9 protein-coding genes are annotated in these 11,550 nt (G+C 72.1%); 5 read left to right on the top strand and 4 right to left on the bottom strand.

The window, feature by feature from the left end; all coding sequences use genetic code 11:
* Positions 1–70: 70 nt before the first annotated feature.
* Together P8A20_RS26035 and P8A20_RS26030 are read left to right on the top strand one after the other, a co-directional pair.
* A complete protein-coding gene (locus P8A20_RS26035) occupies positions 71–733 on the top strand; it encodes a TetR/AcrR family transcriptional regulator (protein WP_147963216.1) in 663 nt (220 codons plus the stop codon).
* A 227-nt stretch (positions 734–960) separates the two neighbouring features.
* Positions 961–2,322, top strand: coding sequence for an MFS transporter (locus tag P8A20_RS26030; protein WP_306104338.1), 1,362 nt, complete (start codon positions 961–963; stop codon positions 2,320–2,322).
* Positions 2,323–2,491: 169 nt separating this feature from the next.
* On the opposite strand, the gene P8A20_RS26025 is transcribed toward P8A20_RS26030, so the two are convergent.
* The gene (locus P8A20_RS26025; RefSeq protein WP_371934443.1) at positions 2,492–4,510 is read right to left on the bottom strand and encodes a bifunctional glycosyltransferase 87/phosphatase PAP2 family protein; all 2,019 of its coding nucleotides are present in this window, start codon (positions 4,508–4,510) and stop codon (positions 2,492–2,494) included.
* A gap of 289 nt (positions 4,511–4,799) precedes the next feature.
* Entirely contained in the window at positions 4,800–5,894 is a 1,095-nt protein-coding gene (locus tag P8A20_RS26020; RefSeq protein ID WP_306104336.1) for a serpin family protein, read from the bottom strand.
* 59 nt (positions 5,895–5,953) lie between these two features.
* Between P8A20_RS26020 and P8A20_RS26015 the strand changes: the two genes are divergently transcribed.
* Positions 5,954–6,430, top strand: coding sequence for a GNAT family N-acetyltransferase (locus tag P8A20_RS26015; protein ID WP_147963220.1), 477 nt, complete (start codon positions 5,954–5,956; stop codon positions 6,428–6,430).
* Between the two features lie 20 nt (positions 6,431–6,450).
* On the opposite strand, the gene P8A20_RS26010 is transcribed toward P8A20_RS26015, so the two are convergent.
* Positions 6,451–8,496 (bottom strand): MDR family MFS transporter, encoded by a 2,046-nt coding sequence (locus tag P8A20_RS26010; RefSeq protein ID WP_306104335.1) that lies wholly within the window; start codon positions 8,494–8,496, stop codon positions 6,451–6,453.
* A 138-nt stretch (positions 8,497–8,634) separates the two neighbouring features.
* On the opposite strand from P8A20_RS26010, the gene P8A20_RS26005 reads away from it, so the two are divergent.
* Both P8A20_RS26005 and P8A20_RS26000 read left to right on the top strand, forming a co-directional pair.
* Positions 8,635–9,627, top strand: coding sequence for a peptidoglycan-binding domain-containing protein (locus P8A20_RS26005; RefSeq protein ID WP_306104334.1), 993 nt, complete (start codon positions 8,635–8,637; stop codon positions 9,625–9,627).
* Positions 9,628–9,908: 281 nt separating this feature from the next.
* A complete protein-coding gene (locus tag P8A20_RS26000) occupies positions 9,909–10,571 on the top strand; it encodes an HAD-IA family hydrolase (protein WP_147963223.1) in 663 nt (220 codons plus the stop codon).
* Positions 10,572–10,636: 65 nt separating this feature from the next.
* On the opposite strand, the gene P8A20_RS25995 is transcribed toward P8A20_RS26000, so the two are convergent.
* Positions 10,637–11,371 (bottom strand): ABC transporter permease, encoded by a 735-nt coding sequence (locus P8A20_RS25995; RefSeq protein WP_147963224.1) that lies wholly within the window; start codon positions 11,369–11,371, stop codon positions 10,637–10,639.
* Positions 11,372–11,550 lie beyond the last annotated feature (179 nt).

The raw sequence follows: 11,550 nt of genomic DNA, 5'->3' as shown, positions 1-11,550 counted from the left end.
GGCCGAATCCCCCGCCCATGACCCCCGCTCTAGAATCGCGAGCACGCACCGCCTGCCGCGAAGGATCCGGATGACCAGCACCGAAGGACCCGCCCAGCCCGCCGCGCGGACCCGCGACGCGGCGCGCACCAGGGACGAGATCCTGACCGTGGCGACGCGGGAGTTCGCACGACTCGGTTACGCGGGCGCCAGGGTCGACGAGATCGCCGCCAGCACGCGCACCACGAAGCGGATGATCTATTACTACTTCGGCGGCAAGGAGCAGCTCTTCACCGCGGTCCTGGAGCGGGCGTACACCAGGATCCGCGAGGCCGAACAGCTGCTGGACGTCGAGCACCTCGACCCCGTGGCGGCGGTCCGCCGGCTGGCAGAGGTGACCTTCGACCACCACGAGGAGCACCCGGACTTCATCCGCCTGGTCAGCATCGAGAACATCCACGAGGCCGAACACATCGCCGCTTCGGCGGAGTTGAGCCGCATCGGCTCGCCGGCGATCGAGGTCCTGCGGCGCATCCTCGACACGGGCCGCGCATCGGGACTCTTCACGGCGGACGTCGACGCCGTGGACCTGCACGCGATGATCAGCTCGTTCTGTTTCTTCCGCATCGCCAACCGGCACACCTTCGGCGCGCTCTTCGGCCGCGACCTGGTGGACCCCGGCCGGCGCGAGCACTACCGGGCCATGCTGGGCGACATGATCATCGCGTACCTCACGGCCGACCGGGCGGCGTAGGACGGACCGGCGGCCGACGGGAGCGGGACCGGCAGGCCGGTTCGGGGCCGGGCCGGGCCGGACGAGCTGCGCGGCGGGGCACCCCCCGGGGCCGATCCTGCGCGAACTCTTGACAGGGACGTCAACTGCTCGCACCATCCGTAGCCATCCGCAACTAACTAACTGGTGCGTTAATTAGCCGGGCCGCTCGCCCCTCCCCGCACGGAACGTCCCCGAAGGAGCCCGACGTGACCGCTCACGACCCTGCCTCCGGCTCTCCGCCCACGCCGCAGGCCCAGCCCCGTAAGGCCGCCCTCGCCGCCTGGATCGGCAGTGCGCTCGAGTACTACGACTTCTTCATCTACGGCAGCGCGGCCGCGCTGATCTTCCCGAAGGTCTTCTTCGACGAGTCGGACCCTGCGAACGCGACCCTGCTGTCACTGGCCACCTTCGGTGTCGCCTACGCGGCCCGTCCGGTCGGCGCGCTCTTCCTCGGTCATGTCGGCGACCGCCTCGGCCGCAAGAAGATCATGGTCTTCACGCTGATGCTGATGGGCCTGTCGACGTTCCTCATCGGCTGTCTGCCCACCAGGGACCAGATAGGCGGGGCCGCCCCCGTCCTGCTCGTCATCCTGCGGATCATGCAGGGCATCTCCGCGGCGGGTGAGCAGGCCAGCGCCAACTCGATGAGTCTGGAGCACGCGCCCCCGCACCGGCGCGGCTACTTCACCAGCTTCACCATCAACGGGACCCAGGCGGGCCAGCTCATCGCGACCCTGGCCTTCATCCCCGTCGCCGCCCTCCCGGAGGAGCAACTGCTCTCGTGGGGCTGGCGCATCCCGTTCTGGCTGAGCATCGCGGTCGCCGTCACCGGATACGTCATCCGCCGCACCCTGGAGGAGACCCCGGTCTTCACCGAGCAGGCGGCCACCGGGGGCGTGGCGAAGATGCCGCTGGCCGTGCTGCTGCGCGACCACTGGGCCGACGTGCTGCGGGTCGTCGCGGCCGCCGTGATCGCCACCGTCAGCACGATCTTCACCGTCTGGGCGCTGTCCTACGCCACGAGCGACGCGGTCGGCCTGAGCCGCACCGGCATGCTGTGGGTGGGCGCGCTGGCCAATCTGGTCGCCCTGTTCACCATTCCGCTGTGGGCCCGGCTGTCCGACCGGGTGGGGCGCCGGCCGGTGTTCCTCGTCGGGGCCGCCGGCAGCGCGGTGGTGATGCCCCTGTACCTGTGGGCGATCTCGACCGGCAGCTATCCGCTGGTGCTCGTCACGGGCATCCTGGTCTTCGGCGTCGTCTACAGCGCTGCCAACGGCATCTGGCCGTCCTTCTACGCCGAGATGTTCCCCACCCGGGTCAGGCTCTCGGGCATGGCGATCGGCACCCAGACCGGCTTCGCCATCGCCGGCTTCGCCGTTGCGTTCGCCTCGCAGATCGCCGGCCCCGACGGCGACAACTGGGGCAGCGTCGCCCTCTTCGCAGCCGCGCTCTGTGTGCCGCCGGTGGTCGCGGCTCTGTCCGCCCGTGAGACCGCCCATGTGCCGACGGAACAGCTCGGGGAGCGGGGCGCCACCCCCACGGAGGCCGGGGTGTCGGTCAAGGCCTGACCCGCGTCACGGCGCTGCCGCTGAGCCGTTCGAGTGGCGCGATCCCCGCAGCGGGCGGACGCTCGTCGTACGCGGCGATCCGTGCCGAAGGGGTGCCGGACGGCTCGGGAGGGCCGCGCCGCACCCCTTCGGCCCGTGTCCTACGCCTTGGTGCCCGCGGGTTCGGCCGTCATGGCCGGCTCCCCGGGCGCGTCCCCGGGCCTGGGGACGCTGGACGCGTCCACGCCGCTGTCGCGCGGGCCGGCCCCGTGCCGGCCTGGAGCCTGCGAGGCCCCGCCAGGACGTACGTCAGCCCGAAGCCCGCCGCCACCACCGCGGCACCGCCGACCGCGTCCAGCACCCAGTGGTTGCCCGTCGCGACGATGGCGGAGACCGTGAACAACGGGTGCAGCAGCCCCAGGACCTTCATCCAGAGCCTGGGCGCGAGCAGCAGGATCACGAGGCCGCACCACAGCGACCAGCCGAAGTGCAGGGACGGCATCGCCGCGTACTGGTTGGTCACCGCGGTCAGCGCCCCGAAATCGGGGCTGTCGAGGTCCTGCACACCGTGCACGGTGTCGATGAAGCCAAGGCCCGGCATGAGCCGTGGGGGTGCCAGCGGGTAGAGCCAGAAGCCGAACAGGGCGAGGACCGTGGCGAAACCGATGGTGCTGCGGGCCCAGCGGTAGTCGGAGGGCCGGCGTACGTACAGCACGCCGAGGATCGCGAGCGGCACGATGAAGTGGAACGTCGAGTAGTAGTAGTCGAAGAAGTCCCGCAGCCAGGGGATGCCGACGACGGTGTGGTTGGCCCAGTGCTCGATGTCGATGTGCAGCCACTGCTCGGCGGAGTGGATCTGCCGGCCGTGCTCCTCGGCCGCGGAGCGCCCGGCCGTCGCCGCCAGCCGGACCTTCGCGTAGGCGGAGTAGACGACCCGGATGAGCAGGAGTTCCAGCAGCAGGTTGGGGCGGCTGAGCGCCCGGCGCCAGAACGGCAGCAGCGGCACCCACGCAAATCGCGCCGGCACCGGTTTCGCGTAGTCCGTGGGAATCGGCTTCTGCCAGTGGGGCGAGGTACGCGAGAGGAAGGGAACCGCGCAGGCCGCGCCGAGCGCGGCGACGAGCAGCGCGTTGTCGCGCACGGGGAGGACCACGCCGACGTTCGGCAGCAGCATCTTCCCCGGCAGGGTGAGCACGAGCACCACGACCGCCGGCCAGACCAGCCGGTCCGACGCCTTGGTGCCGACGCGGCCCACGACGGCGAGCAGCACCCAGAGCAACTGGTGCTGCCAGGCGGTGGGCGACACGGCGACGGCGACGCAGCCCGTGACCGCGACTGCCAGGAGCAGCTGTCCGTCACGGGCGTAGCGGGCGGCGCGGCGCAGCCCGAGGACGACCACGGCGGCGGCGAGGACCAGGAACAGCGCGATCTCGAACGGTCCCTGGAGCCCGAAGCGCAACAACGCGCCGTGCAGGGACTGGTTGGCCAGGCTGTCCGGGCGTTCCCCGAGCCCGGCACCCGCGAGGTGGTGCACCCAGTACGCCCAGGAGTCACGCGGCATCATCGCCCAGGCCAGCGCCGTGCAGACGACGAACGTGGCACCGCCGCTCACGGCCGCGCGGCGTCTCCCGGTGAGCCAGAGCAGGGCGGCGAAGAGCAGGACGGCGGGCTGGAGGGCGGCGGCGACACCGGTCAGCACTCCGGGCAGGCGCTCACCGCGTACCGCGAAACAGGCCAGCAGCACCAGGAGGACGGGCAGGATGCTGGTCTGGCCCAGGTGCAGGGTGTTGCGGACGGGCAGCGACACCATCAGCAGGGTGATCGCGACGGGCGCCGCGAGGAACGCGGTGCGCCTGCTCACGGGTGCGGGCAGGGCGCGCGCGGCGACGAACCCGAGCAGCACGACGAGCAGGAGCGATCCGAAGGTCCATACGACGCCGAGGGCCTGTTGGGCCGAGACCGTCAGCGGCTTCAGTACCAGTCCGGCGAACGGTGTGCCGGTGAAACGGCCCGGGTCGTAGAGCGACCCCGCGATGTGCAGGACCCCGGTCGCACCGGTCCAGGTCTCCAGGTCGATGAGGCGTTCACCGGGCGGGCGGCGCAGCACCACCGCCATCTGCCGTACCGCAAGGACACCGACGAGCAGCCAGAGGACGGCCCTGACCGCCGCGGCTCTCGCTCCGGGATCCGCCGCCACGTCCCCCCGCACACTGCGCTCCAGATCTGTCACGCTGCGCCGACCCTCCCGTTTCCGTGCACTGTCCCCTCGGCCCGGGTTTGTGCGGATGAAGCCTCGCATTGCCCTATGAGGTAGACACAATCAACCCCCTCTTCGCCTGACTGTCACCATCGATTTGACGAAACAATGCCCGGATACCGCCGGGCGGCCCCGCGGGGGCGTGCCGGCGTACCGCCTCGTCCTCGCGCCCGGGTCGGTCCTCGCCGTCCTCGCCGTCCCGTCGGTCCTGTCAGCTCTCGTGTCAGTCCTGTCAGTCCTGTCAGTCCTCGAAGCAGGGGACGTCGGCCTGCCAGCCCGCGAAGAGGGGGACGTCCGACGAGCCGTCCAGGACGACGACGCCGAACGGCCTGTCGAAGGCGATGTGCCGCACCACCCGGGGCTGCACCGCGGCGGCCCGCAACGCCACGACCGTGACCGCGGCGGCCTCCACCCCCTTCTCCGCGATTTTCACGACCGCTTCCTGGACCACCTCGGAGACGTGGAGCCGCCAGGGCGAGAGGCCGGAGAGGTCGGCCGCGGAGGCGTCGGTCGCGAGCCGCACGCCCAGTGCGGGCAGCTGGTCCGTGACGGGAATCGTCGTCCGCAGGGTGAACCGGGGCAGCGCCACGGTCACCACGTCGGTCGTCCGGAGGGTGCGCGACTCCGTGGCGGCCCACGCCCTCGGCAGGACGTCGGCCGCCCCTTCGCCCGGCTCACCGAGGACGAATCTGACCCGTGCCGGTGCGGTGCCGCCCTGCTCGGCCCGGCAGCGCAGTTCGACGACGTACCCGCCCGGCACCGGCCACACGTCGGCGAGCGGGACCGACGCGTGCATCGTCGCAACCGGCCGGCTCGTGCCCGCCGCGTCGGTGAAGGCCGCGTCGCGGGTGCGGCCCGTGTCGAACGCCCGCTCCCAGAGCGCCTTCAGGGCCAGTACGTTGACCAGGACGAGCGCCATGTCGCCGTCGATCTCCAGCGGCAGCTTGTCGATCAGGCCGTCGGTCCGCTCACGGACCCACGCGTCGGCCTCCGCGGCGTCCACCGGGCCGAAGGCGACGTCGGGCAGCGACCGTTCGTACTCCGGGTGGACCGGCGCACTGTTCCACACCCGGGTCGCCACCCTCAGCGCCTCGGTGCGCCCCCAGTCCCGCGCCGCGTCCGTCACCACGGCCGCGGCTTCGGACCCGGCCACCCCGAGCAGTGCGCGCAGCTCGGCGGCCGTCCCGCCGCGGGCGCCCGAGGCGACGGCCGTGAGGGCCAGCCACAGTCCGGCGGGCGAGCACACGAAGCTGCCCCCGCCGGGCTGCGCCAGCTCCCGTATCCACTGTTCCCCGAGCCGCTGGACCGCTGCCTCCGGGCCCGTTTCCCGCTCCATCGTTTCCCCCTGCACGTAAATGGTTCGTCGCCTCGCCCCGTCCCGGACAGAATGGACCAATGACGTGGACCGTGACCCCCGAACACTTCGGCAGCCCCGAGGGGACCGTGCTGCGGCGGGACTACTACGACGAGGTGGCGAGCCGGTACTGGGGCCGTCCGGCGACCACGGCCGAGATCGACGACGGGCTGAGGGACGACGGGGTCGAGCGGCTCGCCCCGCCCACCGGCGAGTTCCTGGTGGGGCGGTACGCGGGCGAGCCGGCGAGCTGCGCGGGCCTGCGGCTGGTCGACGCGGTGACGGCGGAGCTGACCCGGGTGTTCGTCCGGCCCGCCTTCCGCTCGACGGGCGGTGGCGGCCTGCTGCTCGCGGGCATCGAGAACGCGGCACGGGCCTACGGGGTGAAGTCGATCCGGCTCGACACCCGCGACGACCTGGTCGAGGCGCGCGGGCTGTACGCGAAGCACGGATACCTGGAGGTGCCGGCGTTCAACCGGGGGCCGTACGCGGAGCACTGGCTCGCCAAGGAGCTCTGAACCGCCCCCGGCCTGCGGCGTCAGCCGACCGAGTGGTCGCGGCGGGGCTCGGGCATGTGGGGCCGCTCCTTGCTCGACCCGCTCACCTCGGCCGACAGCTCCGTCACGAGGCGGGTCAGGTCGGTGGGGCGGTCCGGTCCCCACCAGTCGCCCAGCAGCTCGGCCAGTGAGTCCTCCCGGGCCCGGGACAGCCGGACCACGGCCTCGGCGCCCCGTTCGGTGAGCACCAGTTGCATCCCCTCACGCCGGGCGTAGCCGAGCCCTTCCACCTGGCGGGCGGCCGAGGTGATGACCCTGAGGGGCACGGGGGCGACCTCGGCGAGCCGGCCGGGTTCGACGGTGCCGTGCCGTTTGATGCGCAGCAGCAGCCAGCTGGAGGCGGGCTGGAGGTCGTACCCGGCCTTCTCGGTGATCTTCTCGTAGATCTCGCGGCGTCCCTCGCGGGTGGCGAGCACCGACAGGGCACGCGCGCACTCGTCGTACGAGGAACGCTGGACCGGGTTGGGGGCCAGGGTCTCGCTGGAGTCGGGCGCGGTGACCGATCCGCGCAGGGGTTCCTCCTTGAGGAACCAGGCGAGGGCGAAGGCGACGAGGACGACGGGTGCCGCGTAGAGGAAGACGTCGGTGATCGAGGTCGAGTAGGCACTGAGCACCGACGGCCGCAGGTCCGCGGGGAGTCGGCCGATGGCCCGGGGGTCGGCGGCCAGCGCCCCGGCGTCCACCCCGGACGGCAGCGGGCGGCCGCTGAGCGCGTCCTCCAGTTTGCCCGTCAGCCGGTTGGTGAAGACGGTGCCGAACACGGCCACGCCGAAGGAGGCTCCGATGGACCGGAAGAAGGTCGCCCCGGAGGTGGCGACGCCGAGGTCCTCGTAGCCGACGGAGTTCTGCACGATCAGCACGAGCACCTGCATCACCAGGCCGAGTCCGGCGCCGAAGACGAAGAAGCAGAGGCTCATCGTCCAGGTGGAGCTGGTCTCGGAGAGGGTGTGGAGCAGCAGCAGGCCGATCGTGGTGAGGGCCGTGCCGGCGATCGGGAAGACCTTCCACCGGCCGGTCCTGCTCACGATCTGGCCGGAGCCGGTCGAGGTGAGCAGCAGCCCGAGGACCATCGGCAGCATGTGCACACCGGACAGGGTCGGGCTGATGCCGTGCACGACCTGGAGGAAGGTCGGCAGATAGGTCATGGCACCGAACATCGCGAAGCCGATGACGAAGCTGATGACGGCGACGAGGCTGAAGGTCCGCTTGTGGAAGAGCCTCAGCGGCAGCACCGGTTCGGCCGCCCGTCGCTCGGCCGCGACGAATGCAACGAGCAGCACCACGGCGAGGACCGCGAGGGCGATGATCTGCACGGAACCCCAGGCCCAGGTGGTGCCGCCGAGCGAGGCGACAAGGACCAGGCAGGTGGCGACGGAGGCGATGAGGAAGGTGCCCAGGTAGTCGATGTGGTGTCTGGTGCGTCGGACCGGGATGTGCAGGGCCGCGGCGATGACGAGCAGCGCGACGATGCCGATGGGGAGGTTGATGTAGAAGACCCAGCGCCAGCTGAGGTGCTCGGTGAAGAAGCCGCCGAGCAGCGGCCCGAGCACGCTGGTCATACCGAACACCGCTCCGAAGAGGCCCTGGTACTTGCCTCGTTCGCGCGGGGTGACGATGTCACCGACGATCGCCATCGACAGCACCATCAGGCCTCCGCCTCCGAGGCCCTGGAGGGCGCGGAAGCCGATCAGCTGCGGCATGTTCTGGGCCATGCCGCACAGCGCGGAGCCGACGAGGAAGATGACGATGGCCGTCTGGAAGAGTTTCTTGCGGCCGTACTGGTCGCCGAGCTTGCCCCACAGCGGGGTGGCCGCGGTCGCGGCGAGCAGGTAGGCGGTCACCACCCACGAGAGATGGTCCAGGCCGCCCAGTTCGCTGACGATCGTGGGCAGGGCGGTGGAGACGATGGTCTGATCGAGTGCGGCGAGCAGCATGCCGAGGAGCAGTGCGCCGATGGAGACCAGGATGTTCCGCCGGGACCGCCCGCCACCTGCCGCAAGGGGTGGCGGGCTCAGCTGCTGGGCCATGAGCATCTCCTCGGGTCCGCTTGACCCCATCCTGGCCGCTCTGTGTCGTTATGGCCTGCCGAGCAACGCTACGCGCGTTGGGCTTCCCAGCGGCGGCCTGCATAATCGCAGGCAGTTCGAAGGGGAGGGGAACCCACGATGACCGGACACATGTGCCCGGAGTGCGGTGGCGAGCAGAGTGCGAGACCCGGGGCGGGGTGCGCCTGCGGAGCCGGTGCGGCCACGCGGCCCGGACGGGACGCCCGTTCGGCGGAGATCGCGGCGGCCGAGGATTTCGACCCGCTGCGGATCCGGCCGTACGTGACGCTGAACAGCGAGGACACGGAGGACCACGGAACTCCCGATGCGGCGACGACGATGCCGTTGTTCCTGGACGGTGCGCCGGGCCGGGAGGCGGCGGGCTCACACGGGTCCGCGCCGGGTGCCCGGCCGGACGCCACCGCGGCGGACGACAGCCGGCGCCGGAGCGCCGCGGCCTATGCCGGCGGCGGACCCGATCCCGTGCAACCGCGGCGGAGGAGGCCGTTCGTCGTGGTCGCCGTGGGGGCGGCGGTGGCCGCGGTGGTGGGTACGGCGGCTTTCGCGGGCGGCCTGTTCGACGACAGGGACGACCGGGAAGCGGCGTTGCCCGAGGCCACGACGAGCGTGCCGGACGCGGGCGAGGAGCCGGCCGCGTCGGTGTCGGAGTCCCCTTCGGCCTCTCCCTCCCCCACACCGTCGCGGTCGGAGTCCGCGTCGGCGTCGGCGTCGGCATCACCTTCGGAGTCGGCCTCCCCGTCGCAGAGCCCGTCGGCGTCGCCTTCGGCCTCGGTCCCGCAGTCGCCGTCACCTTCCGCCACCGAGACGAAGGCCACCGGCACGGAAGCGGCGGCACCGCCCGCCGAGGAGGTGTCCGGGGCGACGCTGCGCCGGGGCGACAGCGGCGCGGAGGTCTCGGAGCTCCAGCGCCGGCTGCAGGAGATATGGGTCTACCGGGGTCCGGAGAACGGCGACTACTCGGCACAGGTGGAGCAGGCCGTCGCCGAGTACCAGCGGTGGGTGTCGGTCCGGAGCGACCCGTCGGGCGTCTACGGGCCGGAGACCCGCAGCGCCCTGGAGGCGCAGACGAGCGGCCGGGGACGCCGGTCCTGAGGCGCCGGTCCCGAGGCGCCGCATCCGCATCGCGGCCCCGCCGCGTCCGCGCTCCGTCCACCTGGTGCCGCATCCGCCCGCGCCCCGTCCGCGGCGGGGCCTGGCGGGCTCGTGACCGGGCTCGCGGCTGGTCCGGCGTCGGATTGGCGTTTCGGCGACGGTTTTTGTATCGTGGAGAAACAAAGTAGCCTCCGCTCGTTCTCCCTGACCGGCGGGCGGGGCTACTTGTTTTTTCTTCACCCGCAGCTACGAGCTGTCCTTCCGCGCTCTGGAGCATGCCCATGCCGGCCACCGTCCTCGAAGCCCGCGCCCTCCTCCTGGACATGGACGGCACCCTCGTGAATTCCGACGCGGTGGTGGAACGCTGCTGGCGCCGCTGGGCCACCGCGCAGGGGCTGGACCCCGTGGCCGCCCTCAAGGTGGTCCACGGCCGCCAGGGTTACGCCACGATGGCCGCCCTGCTGCCGGACCGTCCGATGGAGCAGAACTACGCGGAGAACCGGATCATGCTCGCCGAGGAGACCGCCGACACGGACGGCGTCGTGCCCATCGGCGGCGCCCCCGCGTTCATGGCGTCGATCGCGGCCCTCCCCCACGCCCTCGTGACCTCGGCCGACGAGGCGCTCGCACAGGCGCGGATGACGGCCGCCGCCCTGCCGATGCCGGAGACCCGCGTCACCGCCGAGATGGTGGGCGCCAGCAAGCCCGACCCGGAGGGCTTCCTCAAGGGTGCGGCCGAGCTCGGCTTCGACCCGGCGGACTGCATCGTGTTCGAGGACTCCGAGGCGGGCATCGCGGCGGGCCGGGCGGCCGGCATGCGCGTCGTGGGCGTCGGCCCGCGCGCCGCGGCGCTCTCGCCCGACGCCCATGTCGAGGACCTGACGCAACTCCGGGTCGAAGCGGGCGCGGACGGTTCGATCCGCCTGATCGTCGACGCCGCGTAACGCGCACCCGTTTTCCCCCGGGACCGGGCCGGCCGCCTCGTCCCGGCGGGGCGGGCCGCATCGCCTCAGTCCCGGTGCAGCAGCCCCCGCGCGACCAGTTCCAGCACGAGTGCGACGGCCACGGCCTGCACCGCCATCAGCGCCACCAGGACGAACAGCTGAACGGCGCCCGCCTCCACGGGTGATGCGCCGCCCAGCAGCATGCCCACGAATGCCCCCGGCAGCGTGACGAGCCCCACGGTCCGGGTCTGGTCCAGCCCCGGCAGCAGCGCGTCCGCCGCCGCGGGGCGGGCGATCTCCAGCCGGGCGTCCCGGTCGAGCAGCCCGAGAGCCATCCCGGCCTCCACCTCTCCCCGCCGCGTCCCGAGCTCGTCCAGCGCGCGCCGGCCGCCGAGCACGGTCGCGGTGAGGGCGCCCCCGACGAGGATTCCCGTGACCGGGATCAGCGCGATGCCGCGCGGCGGGACGAGCCCGGTGAGCAGCAGCGCCACGACGACGGGCACGACGCCCGCACCGATCGGCAGCGCCGCCCAACACCAGGTGCGGTTGGGGGTGATCCGCCTGCCCGCGGTACGCACGGCGACCGCGAACATCAGCGCCAGAAAGCCCAGCAGGGGCCCCGGTGAGTGCACCACCCAGCCGATGAGCAGGGAGACGGCTGCCAGCTGGGCCGTTGCCCGCAGCCCCGCGACGACGATCTCCCGGGCCCGGCCCAGCGAGGCCCACGCGGCGACGGCGGCGGCGAACACCAGGAGCACCGCGAGCACGACACCGAGCGTGGGACCGACGGGAAGCAGCACCCGGCCACCTTAGAGGCCGTGCGAAGACCCCCCGGAACGCACCCGGAGCCGCCCGTTCGTCAACTCCGCTCCTCGAACACCTTTCGGACGGGACGTCAGACCGACCGTCCAAACCCTTGATGTGACGTGCGCATGTCGTCACTCTGTTACCTGGCGACCACCCCACCGAAACCCGGTGC

This window comes from Streptomyces sp. Alt3 (assembly GCF_030719215.1).
GTDB lineage: Bacteria > Actinomycetota > Actinomycetes > Streptomycetales > Streptomycetaceae > Streptomyces > Streptomyces glycanivorans.
The sequence above is the reverse complement of the archived record's forward strand: the minus strand, read 5'-3'. Positions and strand labels throughout refer to the sequence as shown.